Annotated in this window: 20 protein-coding genes and 1 pseudogene; 17 read left to right on the top strand and 4 right to left on the bottom strand. The window is 65.3% G+C overall.

From position 1 onward, the window contains the following. From MK313_RS12380 to MK313_RS12335, 10 genes and pseudogenes are all read left to right on the top strand, one after another. A partial coding sequence (locus MK313_RS12380; RefSeq protein WP_287781870.1) for a CTP synthase occupies positions 1-738 on the top strand: 738 nt, incomplete at its 5' end. Positions 739-754: 16 nt separating this feature from the next. Beyond that, positions 755-1,606 carry a 3-deoxy-8-phosphooctulonate synthase gene (kdsA, locus tag MK313_RS12375; protein WP_287781868.1) on the top strand — a complete coding sequence of 284 codons (852 nt, stop codon included), beginning with the start codon at positions 755-757 and terminating at the stop codon, positions 1,604-1,606. Between the two features lie 100 nt (positions 1,607-1,706). Beyond that, positions 1,707-2,981, top strand: a complete 1,275-nt coding sequence (gene eno / locus MK313_RS12370; protein WP_287781867.1) for a phosphopyruvate hydratase — start codon at positions 1,707-1,709, stop codon at positions 2,979-2,981. Between the two features lie 137 nt (positions 2,982-3,118). Then, positions 3,119-3,532, top strand: a complete 414-nt coding sequence (locus MK313_RS12365) for an FtsB family cell division protein (RefSeq protein WP_008943591.1) — start codon at positions 3,119-3,121, stop codon at positions 3,530-3,532. 220 nt (positions 3,533-3,752) lie between these two features. Continuing rightward, positions 3,753-4,820, top strand: coding sequence for a pyruvate dehydrogenase (acetyl-transferring) E1 component subunit alpha (pdhA, locus tag MK313_RS12360; protein WP_008943590.1), 1,068 nt, complete (start codon positions 3,753-3,755; stop codon positions 4,818-4,820). Between the two features lie 68 nt (positions 4,821-4,888). Further along, on the top strand, positions 4,889-6,271 hold the full coding sequence (locus tag MK313_RS12355) for a pyruvate dehydrogenase complex E1 component subunit beta (RefSeq protein WP_287781866.1): 1,383 nt from the start codon (positions 4,889-4,891) through the stop codon (positions 6,269-6,271). Between the two features lie 41 nt (positions 6,272-6,312). Further along, positions 6,313-7,623 carry a pyruvate dehydrogenase complex dihydrolipoamide acetyltransferase gene (locus MK313_RS12350; protein ID WP_287781865.1) on the top strand — a complete coding sequence of 437 codons (1,311 nt, stop codon included), beginning with the start codon at positions 6,313-6,315 and terminating at the stop codon, positions 7,621-7,623. A gap of 22 nt (positions 7,624-7,645) precedes the next feature. After that, positions 7,646-9,061 carry a dihydrolipoyl dehydrogenase gene (lpdA, locus tag MK313_RS12345; RefSeq protein WP_287781864.1) on the top strand — a complete coding sequence of 472 codons (1,416 nt, stop codon included), beginning with the start codon at positions 7,646-7,648 and terminating at the stop codon, positions 9,059-9,061. A gap of 54 nt (positions 9,062-9,115) precedes the next feature. Next, positions 9,116-10,087: pseudogene (gene lipA / locus MK313_RS12340) on the top strand (lipoyl synthase). 10 nt (positions 10,088-10,097) lie between these two features. Further along, complete coding sequence (locus tag MK313_RS12335) at positions 10,098-10,580, top strand: type II toxin-antitoxin system RatA family toxin (RefSeq protein ID WP_287781863.1); 483 nt, start codon at positions 10,098-10,100, stop codon at positions 10,578-10,580. 127 nt (positions 10,581-10,707) lie between these two features. On the opposite strand, the gene MK313_RS12330 is transcribed toward MK313_RS12335, so the two are convergent. The 4 genes from MK313_RS12330 to MK313_RS12315 are packed head-to-tail and all read right to left on the bottom strand — an operon-like array spanning position 10,708 to position 13,171. Beyond that, positions 10,708-11,193, bottom strand: coding sequence for a CinA family protein (locus MK313_RS12330; protein WP_287781862.1), 486 nt, complete (start codon positions 11,191-11,193; stop codon positions 10,708-10,710). Between the two features lie 5 nt (positions 11,194-11,198). Then, the gene (locus tag MK313_RS12325) at positions 11,199-11,660 is read right to left on the bottom strand and encodes a phosphatidylglycerophosphatase A (protein WP_287781861.1); all 462 of its coding nucleotides are present in this window, start codon (positions 11,658-11,660) and stop codon (positions 11,199-11,201) included. Continuing rightward, complete coding sequence (locus MK313_RS12320) at positions 11,657-12,814, bottom strand: bifunctional 2-C-methyl-D-erythritol 4-phosphate cytidylyltransferase/2-C-methyl-D-erythritol 2,4-cyclodiphosphate synthase (RefSeq protein WP_287781860.1); 1,158 nt, start codon at positions 12,812-12,814, stop codon at positions 11,657-11,659. The genes MK313_RS12325 and MK313_RS12320 overlap by 4 nt, the downstream gene beginning before the upstream one ends. Before the next feature lie 48 nt (positions 12,815-12,862). Then, positions 12,863-13,171 (bottom strand): hypothetical protein, encoded by a 309-nt coding sequence (locus MK313_RS12315; RefSeq protein ID WP_008943581.1) that lies wholly within the window; start codon positions 13,169-13,171, stop codon positions 12,863-12,865. A 257-nt stretch (positions 13,172-13,428) separates the two neighbouring features. Between MK313_RS12315 and ccsA the strand changes: the two genes are divergently transcribed. The 7 genes from ccsA to trkA all read left to right on the top strand — a co-directional run. Further along, positions 13,429-14,229 carry a cytochrome c biogenesis protein CcsA gene (gene ccsA / locus MK313_RS12310; RefSeq protein WP_287781859.1) on the top strand — a complete coding sequence of 267 codons (801 nt, stop codon included), beginning with the start codon at positions 13,429-13,431 and terminating at the stop codon, positions 14,227-14,229. A 116-nt stretch (positions 14,230-14,345) separates the two neighbouring features. Then, positions 14,346-15,359, top strand: a complete 1,014-nt coding sequence (gene dusB / locus MK313_RS12305; protein ID WP_287781858.1) for a tRNA dihydrouridine synthase DusB — start codon at positions 14,346-14,348, stop codon at positions 15,357-15,359. Continuing rightward, positions 15,359-16,525, top strand: a complete 1,167-nt coding sequence (locus MK313_RS12300; RefSeq protein WP_287781857.1) for a two-component system sensor histidine kinase NtrB — start codon at positions 15,359-15,361, stop codon at positions 16,523-16,525. Before dusB ends, MK313_RS12300 begins: the two co-directional genes overlap by 1 nt. Continuing rightward, the gene (gene ntrC / locus MK313_RS12295) at positions 16,525-17,985 is read left to right on the top strand and encodes a nitrogen regulation protein NR(I) (RefSeq protein ID WP_287781856.1); all 1,461 of its coding nucleotides are present in this window, start codon (positions 16,525-16,527) and stop codon (positions 17,983-17,985) included. Before MK313_RS12300 ends, ntrC begins: the two co-directional genes overlap by 1 nt. Before the next feature lie 36 nt (positions 17,986-18,021). After that, positions 18,022-20,421, top strand: a complete 2,400-nt coding sequence (locus tag MK313_RS12290) for a sensor histidine kinase NtrY-like (protein ID WP_287781855.1) — start codon at positions 18,022-18,024, stop codon at positions 20,419-20,421. Then, a complete protein-coding gene (locus MK313_RS12285) occupies positions 20,411-21,814 on the top strand; it encodes a sigma-54-dependent transcriptional regulator (protein WP_287781854.1) in 1,404 nt (467 codons plus the stop codon). The genes MK313_RS12290 and MK313_RS12285 overlap by 11 nt, the downstream gene beginning before the upstream one ends. Before the next feature lie 44 nt (positions 21,815-21,858). Beyond that, the coding region (gene trkA / locus MK313_RS12280; protein WP_287781853.1) for a Trk system potassium transporter TrkA at positions 21,859-22,413 on the top strand (555 nt) is incomplete at its 3' end.

Below are 22,413 nucleotides of genomic sequence, written 5' to 3'. Positions count from 1 at the left end.
TACACCTCCGTGTTCGATGCTTACAAGTCGCTGGCCGAGGCCCTTGCGCATGGCGGCATCGCCAACAATGTGAAGGTCAACCTGCACTGGATGGATGCCGAGATTTTCGAGCGCGAGGATGCGGTGCATTTCCTGGAGGGAATTCACGGTATCCTGGTGCCGGGCGGCTTCGGCGAGCGCGGCAGCGAAGGCAAGATCGCGGCGGTGCGCTTCGCGCGCGAACGCAACGTGCCCTATTTCGGTATCTGCTTCGGCATGCAGATTGCGGTGATTGAGGCGGCGCGCTCGCTGGCGCATCTGCCGAAGGCCAGCAGCACCGAATTCGGCCCGTCGGACGAGCCGGTCGTCGGATTGCTGACCGAATGGATGCGCGGCAATGAGGTCGAGCGCCGCAGCGCCGAGGGCAATCTGGGCGGTACCATGCGGCTGGGCGCCTATGACTGTGCCGTCGCTGACGGCAGCAAGCTGGAGGAGATTTACGGCCAGCGGATGATCAGCGAGCGGCACCGTCACCGTTATGAGGTGAACATCAATTACAAGCAGCGGCTGGAGCAGGTCGGCCTGCGCTTTTCCGGCATGTCGCCCGATGGCGAGTTGCCGGAGGTGGTGGAGATTCCGAGCCACCCCTGGTTCGTCGGCGTGCAGTTCCATCCGGAGCTGAAGTCGAAGCCGTTCGAGCCGCACCCGCTGTTCACCTCTTTCGTGAAAGCCGCGCTCGAACAGTCGCGGCTGGTCTGAGTTCAAAGGGAATGCAATGAGCGTCGCACAGCGTCTCGTCCGCGTCGGCAAGCTGGAGATCGGCAACGACCGGCCCTTCACCCTGATTGCCGGCCCGTGCCAGCTGGAAAGCCGGCAGCATGCGCTGGAGATGAGCCATGCGCTGGCCGAGCTGACGGCAAAGCTGGGCATCGGGCTGATCTACAAGACCTCCTATGACAAGGCGAACCGCACCAGCATCAAGGGCGAACGCGGCCTCGGCATGGAAAAGAGCCTGCCGATCATGGCCGAGGTCCGCGAAACCTATGGCTGCCCGGTGCTGACCGATGTGCATGAGCCCGGCCACTGCGCCATCGTCGCCAAGGCGGTGGATGTGCTGCAGATTCCGGCCTTCCTGTGCCGCCAGACAGACCTGCTGGTCGCGGCGGCGAAGACCGGTCGCACGGTGAATGTGAAAAAGGGCCAGTTCCTCGCCCCGTGGGACATGAAGAATGTGGTCGCCAAGCTGGTCGAGAGCGGCAACGAGAATGTGCTGGTGACCGAGCGCGGCGCCAGCTTCGGCTATAACACGCTGGTCAGTGATATGCGCTCCCTGCCGATCATGGCGGCGCAGACCGGCTGCCCGGTTGTGTTCGACGCCACCCATTCTGTGCAGCAGCCGGGCGGGCAGGGGACCAGCAGCGGCGGTCAGCGCGAATTCGTGCCGATCCTGGCCCGTGCCGCCCTGTCCATCGGCGTTGCGGCGGTCTTCATGGAAACCCATCAGGACCCAGATAACGCGCCGTCCGACGGGCCGAACATGGTGCCGCTGAAGGCGATGCCGGCACTGCTGGAAACGCTGCTGGCCTTCGACCGGCTGGCCAAGGCCAACCCGGTGTCGATCGGCTGACCGAACCTGTCAGCCGGCTTGTCATCTTCCGGGCAGGCGGCTATGAGTCGCCAGCCCGTACATTCCTCGTCTCGTTCTGCCATCCGGAGGCCATCAAGCCATGAGCGCCATCATCGATATCGTCGCCCGCGAGATTCTCGACAGCCGCGGCAACCCGACCGTCGAGGTCGATGTGACGCTGGAAAGTGGCGCCACCGGGCGCGCTGGCGTGCCGTCCGGTGCCTCCACCGGCACGCATGAGGCGCTGGAGCTGCGCGACGGCGACAAGAGCCGCTACCTCGGCAAGGGCGTGCAGAAGGCCATCGATGCGGTGAATGGCGAGATTTTCGACACGCTGTCAGGCCTGGATGCCACCGAGCAGGTGCATATCGACCAGCTGATGATCGATCTGGACGGCACGCCGAACAAGGCGCGCCTGGGCGCCAACGCCATCCTCGGCGTCAGCCTGGCGGTCGCCAAGGCGGCCGCGGTCGATCTCGGCCTGCCGCTCTACCGTCATGTCGGCGGCGTCTATGCCCGCACCCTGCCGGTGCCGCTGATGAACATCATCAATGGCGGTGCGCATGCCGATAATCCCATCGACTTCCAGGAGTTCATGATCCTGCCGGTCGGCGCGGACAGCTTCGCCGAGGCGCTGCGCATGGGCGCCGAGGTGTTCCATAATCTGAAGAAGCAGCTGAAGGATGCCGGCCACAACACCAATGTCGGCGACGAGGGCGGCTTCGCGCCGAACCTGAAGAGCGCCGACGAGGCGCTGGCCTTCATCATGAAGGCTATCGAGGCGGCGGGCTACAAGCCGGGCGAGGATATCGCGCTCGGTCTGGATTCGGCCGCCAGCGAGTTCCACAAGGGCGGCAAGTACGCGCTGGACGGCGAGGGCAAGAGCCTGGACGCCGCCGGCATGGTGAAGCTGTATGAGGAGCTGTGCGGACGCTACCCCATCATCTCCATTGAGGATGGCATGGGCGAGGATGACTGGGACGGCTGGAAGGCGCTAACCGATGCGCTGGGCGGCAAGGTCCAGCTGGTCGGCGACGATCTGTTCGTCACCAACCCGGACCGGCTGTCGGACGGCATCGCGCGCGGCGTTGCCAATTCCATCCTCATCAAGGTGAACCAGATCGGCACCCTGTCGGAGACGCTTGAAGCGGTCGAGCGCGCGCATCGCGCCGGCTACACCGCCGTCATGTCGCACCGCTCCGGCGAGACCGAGGATTCGACCATCGCCGACCTGGCGGTCGCCACCAATTGCGGGCAGATCAAGACCGGCTCGCTCAGCCGCTCCGACCGGCTGGCGAAGTACAATCAGCTGCTGCGCATCGAGGATCAGCTGGGCGGGGCCGCGCGCTACGCTGGCACCGCGATCCTGCGCTAAGCAATTCGACGGATTGGGAAAGGGCGGCCTTCGGGCCGCCTTTTTTCATGAGTCATTTCCGCAACAGGTTGATTCTTCTTGGCGAATCCAGCCGGTATCGCTTGACGACATGGAATCGCGTGTGATTCCATCCCTCCATGGACGCCATTCGTGAAATACGCCGTCGCGCGCGACATGCTGTAGGCCCGGTCTGCGGGGCGCTGCTGCTGGGCTATTTCGTCTATCACGCGGTGCAGGGCGAGCGCGGGCTGCTGGCCTGGCGTCTGGTCGACCAGCAGATTGCCAGTGCCGAGGCGACGCTGGACGAGGTGCGGGCCGTCCATGACCGGCTGGAGCGCCGCGTTTCGCTGCTGGAGCCGGCCAGTATCGACCCTGATATGCTGGAAGAGCGGGCCAGGATCATGCTGAATCTCGCGCACCCTGACGAGGTCGTGATTATTGCTGCGCCTGCGAATGGATTTTCCACTACGCCAGACTTGCCGCCGGCTCCAGTTCTTCGCAGTGCGAAATCGATGGTCGCACAGCTGCCGGTGGCCGCCAAAGACGATTAACTGAAATTCAGTTAATTACAGTTTCTTCCAATATTTTCAGTATTTTAGCGTGACCTTGATCGCATGCTGGCTTTGCATTATCTGTTGCCCTGACACTAGGGGCGTCGATCAAGCGATTAGCCTTGTCGGCACTTTCTCCTATATAGTGGTTGGTGATGGTTAATGGCCGCGCTGTGGCCGGCCGCCATCCAACGCATGAACGCGACCGAGGGGAGGCGTTATGGCCAGTACCAGCAGCAAGACCCGGACAAAGAGTGCTGCCAGCCGCAGCACATCCAGCCGCCAGTCGTCGAAGGCCCAGTCGTCTAAGGCGAAGAGCGCGCCGGCGGCCTCCCTCGACGATCTGAAGCATTATTACCGTGAGATGCTGCTGATCCGCCGCTTCGAGGAGAAGGCGGGCCAGCTTTACGGCATGGGTCTGATTGGCGGCTTCTGCCACCTCTATATCGGCCAGGAAGCCGTGGTGGTGGGCATGCAGGCGGCCATCGAGGATGGCGACTCGGTCGTCACCTCCTACCGCGACCATGGCCATATGCTGGCCACCGGCATGGAATCGCGCGGCGTGATGGCGGAACTGACCGGCCGCATCGGCGGCTATTCCAAGGGCAAGGGCGGCTCCATGCACATGTTCAGCCGCGAGAAGAATTTCTACGGCGGTCATGGGATCGTCGGCGCGCAGGTGCCGATCGGTACCGGCATCGCCTTCGCCAACCAGTATGAGGAGAACGACCGGGTCTGCCTCACCTATATGGGCGATGGCGCGGTGAACCAGGGCCAGGTCTATGAGAGCTTCAACATGGCCGCCCTGTGGAAGCTGCCGGTCATCTACATCATCGAGAACAACCAGTACGGCATGGGCACTTCGGTGCAGCGCGCCGCCGCCGGGCCGGACCTCGCTCATCGTGGCCATGCCTACGGCATTCCCGGCGAGGTCGTGGACGGCATGAATGTGCTGACCGTGAAGGAAGCCGGCGAACGCGCCGTGGCGCACGCCCGCGCCGGCAAGGGCCCCTATATCCTGGAAATGAAGACCTACCGCTATCGCGGCCACTCCATGTCCGATCCGGCCAAGTACCGGAGCAAGGAGGAGGTCAACAAGATGCGGCAGGAACGCGATCCCATCGACAATGTGCGCAAGATGCTGCTCGACGCCGGTGCGGCCGAGGACGATCTGAAGGTGATCGACCGCGAGGTGAAGGACATCGTCACCGACGCCACCGATTTCGCGCAGACCAGCCCGGAACCCGATCCGTCGGAACTGTGGACCGACGTGCTGGTCGAGGCCTGAACGCAATCCGAAGCTACACTCAGCGGCCGGCGATCAAGGCGCTGCCGCGAAACAGGTGAGGGGGTACCATGCCCATCGAGGTTCTGATGCCGGCGCTGTCGCCGACCATGACGGAAGGCAAGCTGGCCAACTGGCTGAAGAAGGAAGGCGATGAGGTCAAGGCCGGCGACGTTCTGGCCGAGATCGAGACCGACAAGGCGACCATGGAGGTCGAGGCGGTCGATGAAGGCACGCTCGGGAAGATTCTGGTCGAGGCGGGCACCGATGGGGTGGCGGTGAACACGCCCATCGCCATGCTGCTGGAGGAAGGGGAAGCCGCCGAGGACGCAAAGGCCGCTCCCGCGCCGAAGCCAGAGGCAAAGCAGGAGGCGCCGAAAGAGGAGCCAAAGGCCGAGGCCAAGGCACCGGCCGCGCCGGCCCAGCCGAAGGCCGCCGTGCCGGCCAGCGACGAGGACCGCTATTTCGCCAATACGAAGACCCAGACCGTCCGCGAAGCACTGCGTGACGCGATGGCGGAGGAGATGCGGCTGGACAAGAAAGTGTTCCTGCTGGGCGAGGAAGTCGCGCAGTATCAGGGCGCCTACAAGGTCAGCCAGGGGCTGCTGGACGAGTTCGGCGCCAAGCGCGTGATCGACACGCCGATCACCGAGCAGGGCTTTGCCGGCCTTGCCACCGGTGCCGCCTTCAAGAAGCTGCGCCCCGTCGTCGAGTTCATGACCTTCAACTTCGCCATGCAGGCGATTGACCAGATCATCAATTCGGCGGCCAAGACGCTGTACATGTCGGGCGGCCAGATGGGCTGCCCCATCGTGTTCCGCGGGCCGAACGGCGCTGCCTCACGCGTCGCCGCCCAGCACAGCCAGTGCTATGCCTCCTGGTACGCGCATTGCCCGGGCCTGAAGGTGGTCTCGCCCTGGTCGGCGGCGGATGCCAAGGGGCTGCTGAAATCGGCGATCCGCGACGACAATCCGGTCATCTTCCTGGAGAACGAACTACTCTACGGCCAGAGCTTCGAGGTGCCGGAATCCGAAGAGTTCGTCGTGCCCATCGGCCGCGCCAAGGTGGTGCGTGCGGGCTCCGACGTGACCATCACGGCCTTCTCGATCATGGTCGGCCGGGCGCTTGAGGCTGCCGAGAAGCTGGCGGAGCAGGGCATCGAGGCGGAAGTCATCGACCTGCGTACCATCCGGCCGCTGGATACCGAAACCATCATCAACTCGGTGAAGAAGACCAACCGTCTGGTTACCTGCGAGGAGGGCTGGCCCTATGCCGGCATCGGCTCCGAGCTGGCGGCGCTAATGATGGAGGAATGCTTCGACCATCTGGACGCGCCGGTGAAGCGGGTCTGCGGCGTGGATGTGCCGCTGCCCTATGCCGCCAATCTGGAAAAGCTGGCCCTGCCGCAGGCGGACCATATCACCGAGGCGGCCAAGGCCGTCTGTTATCGCTGAGCAACCCTGGACAAAAAGCCGGACGCTGAGGGGGAAACACCATGCCGATCAAGGTTCTGATGCCGGCCCTGTCGCCGACCATGACCGAGGGAACGCTCGCCAAGTGGCTGAAGAAGGAAGGCGACACGGTCGCTTCCGGCGACGTGATCGCGGAGATCGAGACCGATAAGGCGACGATGGAGGTCGAATCCGCCGATGAGGGCGTGCTCGGCAAGATCGTCGTGCCGGAAGGCACCGAGGGCGTGCCGGTGAATGAGCTGATCGGCTGGCTGCTGGAGGAGGGCGAGGACGCCTCCGCCATTGAGGGGGCCGGTGACGCCAAGCCGGCGCCGAAGCAGGAAGCGCCCAAGCAGGAAGCGAAGGCCGAGGCGCCGAAGGAACAGCCCAAGCCGGAAGCGGCGAAGCCTGCTGCCGGCGGCGACAAGGGCGACCGTATCTTCGTCAGCCCGCTGGCCCGCCGCATGGCGGAACAGGCCGGCCTCGACCTCGCCAGCCTCAGCGGGTCCGGCCCGAACGGCCGCATCGTGAAGGCGGATATCGAGGCGGCGCTGTCGAAGGGTGGCGCCAAGGCTCCGGCTGCTGCCCCGCAGGCCGCTGCCGCTGCCCCCCAGACGGCTGCACCGATGTCACTGCCGCAGAGCCAGCCGGATGTGCCGGGCCTGCCGTCCTATACCGAGGTGCCGAACAGCTCCATGCGCAAGGTCATCGCCAAGCGCCTGACCGAATCGAAGCTGACCGCGCCGCATTTCTACCTGACCATCGATTGCGAGATCGACAAGCTTCTCGCCGTGCGCAAGGAGCTGAACGAGAAGGCGGGCGACAGCGGCTACAAGCTGTCGGTGAATGATCTCGTCATCCGGGCGACGGCGCTGGCGCTGAAGAAGGTGCCGGCGGCCAACGCCACCTGGACCGAGAGCGCCATCCGCATCTATGACCAGGTCGATATCTCGGTCGCCGTCGCCATCGACGAGGGGCTGATCACCCCGGTGATCCGCGATGCCGGCTCCAAGGGGCTGGTCGAGATTTCCGCCGAGATGAAGGATCTGGCGAAGCGGGCGCGCGAGCGCAAGCTGAAGCCGGAGGAATTCCAGGGCGGTACCTTCTCGATCTCCAACCTCGGCATGTTCGGCATCAAGGATTTTGCAGCCGTCATCAACCCGCCGCAGGGTGCCATCCTGGCGGTCGGTGCGGGCGAACAGCGGCCGGTGGTGAAGGACGGCGCGCTGGCCATCGCCACGGTGATGAGCTGCACCCTGTCGGTCGATCACCGCGTGGTCGATGGCGCGATCGGGGCGGAGTTCCTGTCCGTCTTCAAGAAGCTGATCGAAGACCCGATGACGATGCTGCTGTAAGGCGGCAGGAAGGGAGACCGACATGGCCGATACCTCATTCGACCTCATCGTCGTCGGCGGCGGGCCGGGCGGCTATGTCGCCGCCATCCGCGCGGCGCAGCTCGGCATGAAGACCGCTCTGGTGGAGCGTGAGCATCTGGGCGGCATCTGCCTGAACTGGGGCTGTATCCCGACCAAGGCGCTGCTGCGTTCCTCCGAGGTCAAGCACATGCTCGACCATCTGGGCGATTACGGCTTTTCCGCCAAGGACATCAGCTTCGATGTGAAGAAGGTTGTGGACCGCTCCCGCAAGGTGGCCTCGCAGCTTTCCGGCGGCGTGAAGCATCTGCTGAAGAAGAACAAGGTCACCGTCTTCGACGGTATGGGCAAGCTGGACGGGACGGCTGGCGGGCAGCGCAAGCTGGCGGTCACCGACAAGGACGGCAAGAAGATCGCCGACCTGACCGCGAAGAATGTGATTCTGGCGACCGGAGCGCGGGCGCGCTCCCTGCCGGGGCTGGAGGCGGACGGCAAGCTGGTCTGGACCTACAAGGAAGCGATGGTGCCGGAGAGCATGCCGAAATCGCTGCTGGTCGTGGGTTCAGGCGCCATCGGCATCGAATTCGCCAGCTTCTACAAGGATATGGGCGCCGACGTCACCGTCGTTGAGGTGATGGACCGCATCCTGCCGGTGGAGGATGAGGAAATCTCCGCCTTCGCGAAGAAATCCTTCGAGAAGCAGGGCATGAAGATCATGACCTCGGCCGGCGTGAAGGGGCTGAAGAAGGGCCAGAACAACGTCACCGTCACGGTCGAGGCCGGGGGCAAGACCACCGACATCACGGTGGATCGTGTCATCCTCGCGGTCGGCATCGTCGGCAATGTGGAGAATCTGGGCCTCGACGGCACCAAGGTGAAGGTCGAGAAGACCCATGTGGTGACCGATCCCTATGGTGCCACCGGGGAGCCGGGCGTCTATGCCATCGGCGATCTGGCTGGCCCGCCCTGGCTCGCCCACAAGGCCAGCCATGAGGGCGTTGTCTGCGTCGAGAAGATCGCCGGGCTGAAGGGCGTCCACCCGCTGGACACCGCGAACATTCCGGGCTGCACCTATTGCCGTCCGCAGGTTGCCAGCGTCGGCCTGACCGAGGCCAAGGCGAAGGCGGCAGGCCACGAAGTGAAGGTCGGGCGCTTCCCCTTCATCGGCAATGGTAAGGCCATCGCGCTGGGCGAGCCGGAAGGCATGGTGAAGACCGTGTTCGACGCCCAGACCGGCGAGCTGCTGGGCGCCCACATGATCGGCGCGGAAGTGACCGAGCTGATCCAGGGCTATACCGTGGCCCGCACGCTGGAGAGCACGGAGGCGGAGCTGATGCACACTGTCTTCCCGCATCCGACACTGTCCGAGATGATGCACGAATCCGTGCTTGACGCTTACGGGCGGGCCATCCACTTCTAGGATGTTCCCGCCGTAAGGCGCGAAGCCAAGGCCCGCAGCAAGGATAGGCCAGCCATGAGTACCGTTGAGGCGAAGCCGACGGTCCGTCACCCCGAAAAGGCGCACCGGCCCGATAATCCGGTGCAGCGCCGCAAGCCGGAATGGCTTCGCGTGAAGGCGCCTGTCTCGAAGGAATATAACGAGACCCGGCAGCTCATGCGCACGCTCAACCTCGTCACCGTGTGCGAGGAAGCGGCCTGCCCGAATATCGGCGAATGCTGGAAGAAGAAGCACGCCACCTTCATGATTCTGGGCAGCGTGTGTACGCGCGCCTGCGCCTTCTGCAACGTCGCCACCGGCATGCCGGACAAGCTGGACCCGCACGAGCCCGACAATATCGCGGTGGCGGTCGGCAAGCTGGGGCTGGAGCATGTGGTTATCACCTCGGTGGATCGCGACGACCTGCCGGACGGTGGTGCAGCCCATTTCGCGCGCGTCATCCAGCGTCTGCGCGAGGAGGCGCCGGGCACCACCATCGAGATCCTGACGCCCGATTTCCTGCGCAAGGAGGGCGCGCTGGAGGTGGTGGTCGCGGCGAAGCCGGATGTGTTCAACCACAATCTGGAAACCGTGCCGCGGCTCTATCCGACGATCCGTCCTGGCGCGCGCTATTTCCATTCGCTGCGCCTGCTCGACCGGTTGTAGGAGCTTGACCCGTCGATCTTCACCAAGTCCGGCATCATGGTCGGCCTCGGCGAGACGGCGGAGGAGGTGGCGCAGGTGATGGATGATCTGCGCAGTGCCGATGTGGATTTCATGACCATCGGTCAGTATCTGCAGCCGACGCCGAAGCATGCGGCGGTGGAGCGCTTCGTCACGCCGGACGAGTTCAAGACCTATGAGCGCAAGGCCTACTCCAAGGGCTTCCTGATGGTCTCGGCCTCGCCGCTGACGCGCTCCTCGCATCATGCCGGCGACGATTTCCAGCGCCTGCGCGCGGCCCGCGAGGCGAAGCTGACGGCCCAGGCCGTTCCCGCCGCCGAGTAGCCGCCGCTTCATGCCGACGCACGCCGAACAGCGCGTCCTGCCCTACGCGCCGCAGAAGCTTTTCGATCTGGTCGCCGATGTGGAGCGCTATCCGGAATTCCTGCCCTGGTGCCTGGGCGCGCGCATCCGCAAGCGCGAGCCAGCGCTGCTGATCGCCGACCTGATCATCGGGTTCAAGATGGTGCGGGAACGCTTCACCTCGCGCGTGGCGCTCGACCAGCCGGGCATGCGGATCGACGTGACCTACACGGAAGGCCCGTTCAAGTACCTGAACAACCACTGGATTTTCCTGCCGGCCGAGGGCGAGGGAGCAGAGGCCTGCCTGATCGACTTCTATGTCGATTTCGAGTTCCGCTCGGTCCTGCTGCAGAAGATGATGTCGGTGCTGTTCAACGAGGCGGTGCGCCGCATGGTCGGCGCCTTCGAGACGCGGGCGCACGCGCTCTATGGCGAGGCTGCCGGCAATGCCGCCGAAGACCGTTCAGCCGGCTGACAGTCGATTTTTCTATCGTCATCCTCGGGCTTGACCCGAGGATCCATAGAAACGGAGCCGTTTGCTGGATGGTCGGCCCCTCGGATCAAGTCCAAGGATGGCCCGACCATGACGATGGAGAGTGCGGTTAAATCGCCGCGTCGATCATCGTCAGCGCCTTTTCCACGGTGGCGCGGCGCACCGCTGAACGGTCGCCGGGAAACACCTCATGATAGGCCACCGTCTCACGCCCCTTGCGGGCGACGGCGAAATGGACGAGGCCGACCGGCTTCGTCGCGGTGCCGCCGCCGGGACCGGCAACGCCGGTGACGGCGACCGCGATATCGGCGTGGGAGCGGGCCAGCGCCCCTTCCGCCATGGCGCGGGCGACCGGTTCGCTGACCGCGCCCTGAGCGCCGATCAGCGCCGGATCGACACCCAGCATCTCCGCCTTCGCCTCGTTGGAGTAGGTGACGAAGCCGCGATCCACCACGGCGGACGAGCCGGCGATCTCGGTCAGCGTGCCGGCGATCAGCCCGCCGGTGCAGGATTCCGCCGTGGCGAGAATGAGGCTGGCCTCCTTGCAGCGCTCCAGCAGGGCGGCGGCCTGGGCCTGTAGATCGGCGGGAATCATCGCGCTCACCAGAAGAAATGGATGATCAGGGCGGCGGCCATCATGCCATAAAGCCCGGCCAGCACGTCATCCGCCATGATGCCGAATCCGCCGGTGAATTTCCGGTCGGCCAGCGACACCGGCCAGGGCTTGGCGATGTCGAACAGCCGGAACAGCGCGAAGCCGATGGCATAGGCCAGCGGGTCGTGCGGCATGACGGCCAGCACCATCCATTGCCCGACAACTTCGTCGATGACAGCGGAGCCGGGGTCCTTGCGGCCGATACCTTCGGCATAGGCGGCGCTGGCCCAGCAGCCGATAGGAAACAGCAGCGCGGCGGCGACCAGCAGCGCCAACGGCCCGAACGCATCGGCGATGAGCCAGGCGACGGGCAGGGCGGCCAGCGATCCCCAGGTGCCCGGCGCCTTCGGAATGCGCCCGGCCCAGAACCAGGTGGCCAGAATATAGGCCGGGTGAAACGGACTCATGCGCGCGGCAACTCGACGGTCGCCATGGCCTGCGCGGCAATCCCCTCGCGCCGGCCGGTGAAGCCCAGCTGCTCGGTCGTGGTCGCCTTCACGCTGACACGGTCGGCGGCGAGGCCGAGGATTTCCACGATCCGGGCGGTCATTGCCTCCCGGTGCGGGCCGACCTTGGGGCGCTCGCAGATCAGCGTCACATCGACATGCACGATGCGTCCGCCCTTCGCCGCCACTAACCCCGCCGCATGGGCGAGGAACCGGTCGGAGGACGCCCCCTTCCATTGCGGGTCAGTCGGCGGGAAATGCTGGCCGATATCGCCGGCGGCGATGCAGCCCAGCAGCGCATCGGTCAGCGCATGCAGCCCGACATCGGCATCGGAATGGCCTTCCAGTCCGCTGTCATGCGGCACCGGGACGCCGCACAGCATGACATGGTCCCCGCCCTCGGCGAAGCGGTGGACGTCGAAGCCGCTGGCGCTGCGGGTCTCGAAACCAGCGCCCAGAAGGGTTTCGGCGCGCATCATGTCCTCCGCCGTGGTGATCTTGAAATTCTCCTCGGTGCCCGGCACCAGCGCGACCGTCTGGCCTGCCGCTTCCAGCAGAGAGGCATCGTCGGTCAGTTCCCGCCCGGCCAGCGCCCGATGAGCGGCCAGTATGTCGGCAAAGCGGAAGCCCTGCGGTGTCTGCGCGCGGTACAGGCCGTCGCGCGGCACCGTTGCGGCGATCTGGGCACCCTCGGCGCGCTTCAGCGTATCGGCGACGGCAAGGGCGGGAATGGCGCCGGGATGGTCCTGCAGCGCCGCCAGCACGGCGTCGATGGTCGCAGGGGCGGTGAAGGGGCGGGCGGCATCCTGAATCAGCACAAGCTCGGGCGCATCTTTGGAAAGCGCCTCCAGCCCCAGCCTCACGCTGTCCTGCCGCGTGGCGCCGCCGGCAATCGGTTCGTCCAGGCTAAGATCGCCCACCGCTTGATTGTAAAGATCGCGGTCATCAGGATGGATTACCACCCGCACCGCCTTGATGCCAGGATGTGCCAGGAATCGCCGCACCGTATGGCGCAGCACCGTCTGCCCGGCCAGCGGCAGATACTGCTTCGGCAGGCTGCCGCCGAGGCGATGACCGCGTCCGGCGGCGACGATAAGGGCGATGATCTTGGACATGCGCCGGAGCCTAAGCCGGCGCGGGCGGAATTTCCACCGGGATGCGCCTCAGACCGCGACGTCGACAATCATGCCGGTCTTCTTCTCCGCGCTTTCCTTGACCTTCTCCAGGATGGTCTCGCGGATCTTCTCCTCGATCTTGGCGCGCTCCTGCGAGTCCATGTTGCGCAGCTGCTCTTCCGTCACGCCGAGCTCGCCGAGAATCATCTCGCGCATCCGCTCGGCGGGCGATTTCGTCATATAGTCGAGGAATTCGTCCTGCGCGGTCGGCTTTTCGAGGCGCGAACTGCCGGGCGATATCGATGACGGGCTGCCAATGGTAATGCCCGATGGGCCGCCGATACCGGAAATGGACATGTGCGCTGCTCCATCCGTTGGGAGTGTAGGTGCACAGAGGCAAATGCCATGCCCGCATGATATAATTATAACCTGTTGATTTATTTGACAGTGGGCTGGGAAGGCCACCTGGCCGATCTTGCCGGGCGGCAGAATTTGCCGGGCAGAAACTTCCGCCTGGGGTTATCAGGACCGCTATCAGCGCTGGCCAACAAATGATATTCTGCGAATCGTTCGCAGCACTATATATTTCTCACCAGACCGGATATAAGGCGCGCATGCCGACCACCCTGATCGTCAGTCTTTCCGCCCTGATCGCGATGCTGCCGGCATCGCTGCTGCCGTTCGGCCGGACGGCGGAACGGGACCGGCTGTTCTGGGTGCTGCTGGTCCCCGCCGTGATCGGCCCCGTGGGCTGGGTGGTGGCGCAGATGTATGGCCGCTGGTACGCCGACCTGTCCGGCGCGCTGTGGGTTACCGTGGCCGCGACCATGGTGCTGTTTGCCGCGGCGGTGCTGATCGTGCCGGCCAGCCGGCGGCTGGCGCCGCTGCTGCTGCCCTACATGCTGCTGCTGGGTGTATTGGCAACCGTGCTGCGGCCTATCGAGGCCGGGCCGTTCGCCGGGACGGTGCCGGGCCTGTGGACGCAGGCGCATATCCTGCTCTCGGTCACAGCCTATGCGCTGCTGACCCTGGCGGCGGTGTCAGGTTTCGCTGTCTTCCTGCAGGAACGTGCGCTGAAGCGCAAGCAACCGACCCGCCTGACCCGGCTGCTGCCCGCCGTGGCGGAGGGGGAGCGGCTGCAGATCGGCCTTCTGCTATTGGCGGAAATTCTACTGGGCCTCGGGGTTGCCACCGGGATGGCGGTGAACTGGACACGCGGTGGCGGGGTGCTGGCGCTGGACCATAAGAGCGTGCTGTCTCTTGCCGTCTTCGCCGTCGTGCTGGCGCTGCTGCTGGCGCACTGGCTGACCGGCCTGCGCGGGCGGATGGCGGCCCGTCTGGTGCTGATCGCCTTCCTGCTGCTGACACTGGCCTATCCGGGCGTGAAATTCGTCGCCGACATCCTTCTGGGCTAATACCGAACGACTGCCGGACAACTGTATGCAGGTTGCGTGATCCGCGCGCTTGTCATCGGGATTTGTTCGGTGTAGCGTTGCCCAAAGTTTGGGCACGAAAGGAAGATGCCTAAAATATGAGCGTATCAATCGGGCCAATTCAATTGGAGTCGCCGGTGATCCTGGCGCCCATGTCTGGTGTCACCGATCAGCCGTTCCGCCGCATCGTCCGGCGCTTCGGCGTCGGGCTCGTGGTTTCCGAGATGATTGCCAGCGCCGCGATGGTTCAGCAGGCGCGCAAGGAAATCCGCAAGATGTCGGAGGATTACAGCGCGGACTATCCGCTGTCGGTCCAGCTGGCAGGCTGTGAGCCCGCGCTGATGGCCGAGGCGGCGAAGCTGAATGCGGGCCGGGGCGCGGCCATCATCGACATCAATATGGGCTGCCCGGTGAAGAAAGTGACGGGCGGGCAGCAGGCCGGTTCCGCCCTGATGCGCGACCTCGACCATGCCGCATCGCTGATCGAGGCGACGGTTAAGGCCGTCGATATCCCGGTTACGCTGAAGATGCGCACCGGCTGGGACGATGGCAGCCGCAATGCGCCGCAGCTCGCCCGGATCGCCGAGGATCTCGGCGTGCGCATGGTCACCGTGCATGGCCGCACCCGCTGCCAGTTCTATACCGGCCGGGCCGACTGGTCCTATGTGCGTGCGGGGAGGCAGGCGGTTTCCATCCCGGTCGTCGTGAATGGCGATGTGACGACGGAGGAAGAGGCGACCGAGGCGCTGCGCCTGTCCGGCGCCGATGCGGTGATGATCGGCCGGGGCAGCTATGGCCGGCCCTGGTTCCCGGCGCAAGTGGCACATTATCTGCGCACCGGGGAGAAGCTGCCGGACCCGCCGCTGGCGGTCATCCTGGAGACGGTCAGGGATCACTGGGAGGCGATGCAGCGCCATTACGGGCCGCAGCTCGGCTGCCGCATCGCGCGCAAGCATATTGGCTGGTACAGCCGGTGCCTGCCCGGTTCCGCGGCCTTCCGCCAGCTGGTCAACAATACCACGGACCCGGATGCCGTACGGGACGCCATGGAGCATTACTTCACCGCCGCCCTCGACGGATCGGCGGGCAAATCCCTGCAGGAGGCCGCCTGATGGCGAAGATAAGCACGCCGCTGAAGCTGCTGGGCCGGGGACGGCGTCCGGCGCGCGTCGAGGAATCGGCGATCCTGCTGGCGCTGGCCAGCCCGGTGCTGGTGGTCGATGCGGACAACCAGATCGTCTATGTGAACGACGCGACCGAGCAGTTCTTCCGCCTCAGCGCCAACCAGCTGGGCGATCAGCGGCTTGCCGATTTCATCCCGGACGACAGCCCGCTCTTCTCCCTGCTGTCGCAGGTCCGGGCGCATGGCAACAGCATGTCGGACCATGGCGTGACGCTGGAGACACCGCGCATCGGCACCCGCGACGTGACGATCGAGGTCGCACCGATCGCGGATTCCGATGGGCAGGTGGCGATCTGCATCCATGAGCGCTCCGTGGCGCTGCAATTTCACCAGCAGCTGACTTTCCGTGGCGCGGCGCGCTCCGTCACCGCGATGGCGGCGATGCTGGCGCATGAGGTGAAGAACCCGCTCTCCGGCATCCGGGGGGCCGCGCAGCTGCTGGAGCAGAGTGTGCAGGACCCCGGTGACCAGGAGCTGACGACGTTGATCCGCGACGAGACCGACCGTATCTGCGCGCTGGTGGACCGCATGGAGGTCTTCTCCGACCAGCGGCCGATGCCGCGCGGTCCGGTGAATATCCATCTCGTGCTGGATCATGTGCGCAAGGTCGCCAAGACCGGCTTTGCCCGGCAGCACCGCTTTGTCGAGCAGTATGATCCATCGCTGCCGGCCGTGCTCGGTAACCGCGACCTGCTGATTCAGATCTTCCTGAACCTGGTGAAGAACGCCTCGGAGGCGTTGCCGGAAGAGGGCGGCGAGATCACCCTGAGCACGGCCTACAAGCATGGCATAAGGCTGGCGGTGCCCGGCTCGCGCAGCAGCTTCGACCTGCCGCTGGTGATCAGCGTCACCGATAACGGCCCCGGCATCCCTGACGATCTGCGGCAGAACCTGTTCGACCCGTTCGTCACCACCAAGCAGAATGGCAGCGGCCTTGGGCTGGCGCTGGTTGCCAAGATCGTCGGCGATCATGGCGGCATCATCGAGGTGGACAGCCAGCCGAAGCGCACCGTCTTCCGCGTCATGCTGCCGATGGCGCCGGAAGAGATGGGCAGCGATCCGGTCGCCCGGCTGCTGCCGGCGGAGGCTGAGTGATGGCGCTGGCACGGTCCCAGACCATTCTGGTTGCTGACGATGATCGCGCGATCAGAACCGTTTTGCATCAGGCGCTTGCACGTGCTGGTTACGATGTGAAAGTAACTGGAACGGCGGCTGCCCTGTGGCGCTGGGTGGAAGCGGGCGAGGGCGATCTGGTGCTCACCGATGTGGTGATGCCGGACGAGAATGGTCTCGACCTTATCCCCCGCATCAAGCGCCAGCGGCCCGATCTGCGCATCGTGGTGATGAGCGCGCAGAACACGCTGCTGACTGCGGTGAAGGCGACTGAGCGCGGCGCCTTCGAATATCTTGCCAAGCCGTTCGACCTGAAGCAGCTGATCAATGTGGTGCAGCGCGCCTTGCTGGCGCCGAAGGAAACCCCGCCTCCGGTCATCGAGCAGCCGGAGGAGAGCGACGATACCCTGCCGCTGATCGGCCGGTCGCCGGCGATGCAGGAAATCTACCGCGTGCTGGCGCGGCTCATGGGCACCGACCTGACGGTCATGATCCATGGCGAATCCGGTACCGGCAAGGAGCTGGTGGCCCGCGCGCTGCACGATTACGGCAAGCGTCGCACCGGGCCATTCGTGGCGATCAACATGGCGGCGATCCCGCGCGAACTAATCGAGAGCGAGCTGTTCGGGCATGAGAAGGGCGCCTTCACCGGCGCTACCCAGCGCTCCACCGGCCGGTTCGAGCAGGCGCAGGGCGGCACGCTGTTCCTGGACGAGATCGGCGACATGCCGCTGGACGCCCAGACCCGGCTGCTGCGCGTGTTGCAGGAGGGCGAATACACCACGGTCGGCGGGCGCACGCCGATCAAGGCGGATGTGCGGATCATCGCCGCGACTCACCGCGACCTGCGCCAGCTGATCCGCCAGGGTCTGTTCCGCGAGGATCTGTTCTACCGGCTGAATGTGGTGCCGATCCGGCTGCCGCCGCTGCGCGAGCGCAAGGAGGATGTGCCGGCGCTGGTGCGGCATTTTCTGGCCGAGGCGCACAGCGAGGGGCTGCCGCGCAAGAGCATCGAACCTGCAGCGCTGGACCGGCTGAAGGCCTATTCCTGGCCGGGCAATGTGCGCGAGCTGGAAAACCTGGTCCGCCGCCTGGCCGTGCTCTATTCGCAGGACGAGATCACCGCCGATGTGGTGAATGAGGAACTGGCCGAGGCGGAGGAACCGCAACCCGCGCTTGAGGTTGGCGGCGAGGGCGAAAGCCTGGGATCGGCAGTCGAACGGCATCTGAAGAGCTTCTTCTCCGCCCATGCCGATGGCATGCCGGGTTCCGGCCTGTACGACCTCGTGCTGCGCGAGGTCGAGCGGCCGCTGATCTCGCTCAGCCTGTCGGCGACGCGCGGCAACCAGATCAAGGCGGCGGAGCTTCTCGGCCTGAACCGGAACACCTTGCGCAAGAAAATCCGCGAATTGGACATCCGGGTGACGCGCGGCCTAAAATAGCCGCCTCGTAACGCAAGGCTGGCCAATGGTAATGCGATGAGCGACGACGCCTTGGAAAGGGCGCGTAGCGGAGACAGCGCCACGAAGGACATGACAGGGTCGGCCGGCATGGCGCGCTTCTGGCGTCACCTCGGGCACTGGGCGGAGCGTGTGCGCCTTGGCCGCAAGGTGGCGCTGCTGCTCATTGTCGCGGCCCTGGTCTCGGGCACGCTGACCTATGCAGCGCTGACGGATTCCGGGCCGCTGGGTCCCGATCCAAACACCATCTTCGTCCTGATGAACGTCAACCTGCTGCTGCTGCTGCTGGTTGGCATGGTGGTGTCCTACCGGCTGGTCCAGCTGTGGATGGAGCGGCGGCGCGGCCTGGCGGGCTCCAAGCTGCATCTGAAGCTGGTCACGCTGTTCGCGCTTGTTGCCGTCATTCCGGCGATCATTGTCGCGGTGTTCTCCGCCCTGTTCCTGAATTTCGGCATCCAGTCCTGGTTCGACGAACGGGTGCGCACGGCGGTCACCGAATCGCGCGAGGTGGCGAAGGCCTATCTGGAGGAACATCAGAAGACGATCCGCGCCGACGTGCTGGCGATGGCCGCCGACCTCACCCGCGAGGCGCTGAGCCTGTCCGCCAATCCCAGGCGGCTCACCGCCTTCATCAGCGCGCAGGCGCAGGTGAGGGCGCTGGCCGAGGCGGTGGTGTTCGACAGCACCGGCTATATCCTCGCGCAATCGGCGCTCAGCTTCGCGATGCATTTCGAAACCGTGCCGGAAGCCTCGCTGCGTGAGGCGGAAACCGGCGCCGTCGTGCTGATGGAAAATGACGCCGACGACCGGGTGCGCGCGCTGGTCCGGCTGGACGGGTTCGCCGACGCCTACCTTTATGTCGGGCGGTTCGTGGACAGCAAGGTTCTGGCCCATATGGACCAGACGGAGGCCGCGGTCGAGGAATATCAGCGCCTGCAGGGACGGCAATCCAGCCTGCAGATCACCTTCGTGATGATCTTCGTCGTGGTGGCGCTGCTGATGCTGCTGGCGGCGGTCTGGGTCGGCCTGAATGTGGCGGCGGAGCTGTGGCGCCCGGTGCGCAACCTGATCGGCGCGGCGGAGCGGGTGCGGGCCGGCGACCTGACGGCCCGGGTGACGGACGAGGACGGCACCGACGAGCTGGGCGTGCTCAGCCGCGCCTTCAACCGGATGACGAGCCAGCTGGAAGAGCAGCGGCAGGAGCTGATCGACGCCAACCGGCAGCTCGATACCCGCCGCCGCTTCACCGAGACTGTCCTGGCTGGTGTCTCGGCCGGCGTCATCGGCCTCGATGCGGAGGGGCGGATCAACCTGCCCAACCGGTCGGCCTCGCTGCTGCTGGATCAGCCGCTGGAACGCGCCATCGGCCTGCCGATTGGCGATGTCGTGCCGGAAATGGCCGACTTGCTGGCGGTGGCACAGGCGCGGCCGGACCGCGACCTGGAACGCGAGGTCATCCTCCAGGGCGAGGCGGGGCAGCGCACCCTCCTGGTGCGGATCACGGCGGAGCGGGGTGACAGCAATGCCGAGCAGGACCGCGCGCTGGGTTTCATCCTGACCTTCGACGACATCACCCAGCTGATGACCGCGCAGCGCAAGGCGGCCTGGGCTGATGTGGCGCGCCGCATCGCGCATGAGATAAAGAACCCGCTGACCCCGATCCAGCTGTCCGCAGAACGGCTGAAGCGCAAATATCTGGGCGAGATCGTCTCCGACAAGGAAAGCTTCGCGGCCTGTACCGAGACGATCATCCGCCATGTCGGCGATATCGGCCGCATGGTGGACGAATTCTCCAACTTCGCGCGGATGCCGGCACCTGTCCTGCGCCACGAGAATCTGGACGAACTGTGCCGCGAGACCCTGACGCTCTATCGCAGCGCGCATCAGGATATCCGGTTCGTGGCCTCCCTGCCGGATGCGCCGGCCATGGTCTGGTGCGACCACCGTCAGGTCCGTCAGGCGCTGACCAACCTGGTGCAGAACGCCATCGAATCGATCGGCGCCCGCCAGGAGACTGACCCCAAACCCGGCATCGTCCGGCTTGCCATCCAGCACCGGGACGGCCAGGTCGAGCTGTGTATCGAGGATAATGGCAAGGGCCTGCCCAAGGAGGTACGGCACCGCCTGACCGAACCCTATGTGACGACACGGGAGAAGGGGACAGGGCTGGGCCTCGCCATCGTGAAGAAAATCATGGAGGACCATGGCGGCGATCTCACAATCGAAGACCGCCGCCGCACCGGTGCGCGTGTCCGGTTGATTTTCCCGGGGCGGGATGTAATCTCCGGCCACCATGGTAAATCCGGCATCGAAGCAGAGACTGCCCGCCTGTCCGATTCTGGCTCCGGCTCCGGTCCTGGCTCATCAGCCGGTTCCGGCGGCGACACTCCTGGATTAGCGGTTGTTCATGGCGCATGACATCCTGATCGTCGATGACGAGGCGGATATTCGACAGCTCATCTCCGACATTCTGGGGGATGAGGGCTATCGCACCCGCATGGCGGCGAATTCAGACGAGGCGCTGGATGCGATCGCAACCCGTCTGCCGCATCTGGTGATCCAGGATATCTGGCTGCAGGGCAGCCGGCTGGACGGGTTGCAGATTCTCGACCGCGTGAAGCACGATCACCCGAACCTGCCGGTGGTCATGATCAGCGGCCATGGCACCATCGAGATGGCGGTCAGCGCGCTTCAGCGCGGCGCCTACGATTTCGTCGAGAAACCCTTCAAGACTGACCGGCTGCTCCTCCAGGTCAGGCGCGCCATCGAGGATGCCAGCCTGCGCCGGGAGAATGCGGAACTCAGGCTGCGCGGCGGGCCGGAGACGGAGCTGACGGGCAGTTCTCCGGCGATCATGCATCTGCGACAGTCCATCGAGAAGGTGGCCCCCACTGGCAGCCGCGTGCTGATCACCGGGCCGGCCGGGTCGGGCAAGGAGGTGGTTGCCCGCATGGTCCATGCCCGGTCCCGGCGCAATAATGGGCCCTTTATCGTGCTGAACTGCGCCACCATGCACCCTGACCGGCTGGAGCTGGAGCTGTTCGGCAGCGAGAGCGAGCAGGAAGGCAATGGCGGGCGGAAGATCGGCACCTTCGAGCAGGCCCATGGCGGCACGCTGCTGCTCGATGAGGTTGCCGATATGCCGCTGGAAACCCAGGGCAAGATCGTGCGGGTACTGCAGGACCAGACCTTCGAGCGGTTGGGCGGCCGCCGGCGCGTCGAGGTGGATGTGCGCGTGATCGCCTCTACCAACCGCGACCTTGAGCATGAAATGCAGGAAGGCCGGTTCCGCCAGGACCTCTATTACAGGCTGAATGTGGTGCCGCTGCGCGGCCCCTCCCTGCGCGAACGCCGGGAGGATGTGCCGACGCTGATCGCCTATTTCCTGGCCCGCGCGGCGGAGCAGGCGGGCCTGCCGATCCGCCAGATCAGCGATGACGTGATCGCGGCGCTGCAGGTCTATGAATGGCCGGGCAATGTGCGCCAGCTGCGCAATCTGGCGGAATGGATGCTGATCATGGCGCCGGGCGATGCGCGCGAGCCGATCCGGATCGAGAACCTGCCGCCGGAGATCAGCGCCACGGCGCCGGCGGTCACGCGGCTGGACAAGGGCAGCGAGATCATGAATTTGGCCCTGCGCGAAGCCCGCGAGCTGTTCGAGCGGGAATATCTGATGGCGCAGGTGAACCGGTTCGGTGGCAATATCTCAAAAACTGCGGCTTTTGTCGGCATGGAGAGGTCCGCCCTGCACCGGAAGCTGAAATCGCTGGGCGTGCCGGCACCGGAACGGGCGACGAAGCTGGTTTCCTGATCTCCGGCCCTTGCCGGCGGTCGTCGAAAGGATAGGCAACAGCCATGAACGTGATTATCTGCGGCGCGGGGCAGGTCGGCTCCAGCATCGCCCGCTATCTGTCCTCCGAGGGCAATGACGTCACCGTCATCGACCAGTCGCCGGAGCTGATCCGCAAGATCAACGATACGCTCGACGTGCGCGCCTTCGTCGGCCACGCCTCGCATCCCGGCACGCTGGAGATGGCCGGCGCCAAGGAGGCCGACATGCTGATCGCGGTCACCTATGCCGACGAGGTGAACATGATCGCCTGCCAGGTCGGCCATTCCCTGTTCCAGGTGCCAACGAAGATCGCCCGCGTGCGCAGCCAGAATTATCTGCAGCCGGAATGGGCAGATCTGTTCAGCCGCGACAACATGCCGATCGACGTCATCATTTCGCCGGAGGTTGAGGTGGCGCGCCATATCGGCCAGCAGCTGCAGGTGCCGGGCGCCTTCGACATGCTGGCGATGGCGGACGGCAAGGTGCGGGTCGTCGGCGTGCGCTGCGGCGAGGATTGCCCCGTCGTGAACACGCCGATGCGCCAGCTTGCCAGCCTGTTCCCGGACCTCAACAAGGTG

The organism is Oceanibaculum sp., from assembly GCF_022449305.1.
Classification (GTDB): domain Bacteria; phylum Pseudomonadota; class Alphaproteobacteria; order Oceanibaculales; family Oceanibaculaceae; genus Oceanibaculum; species Oceanibaculum indicum.
The sequence above is the reverse complement of the archived record's forward strand: the minus strand, read 5'-3'. Positions and strand labels throughout refer to the sequence as shown.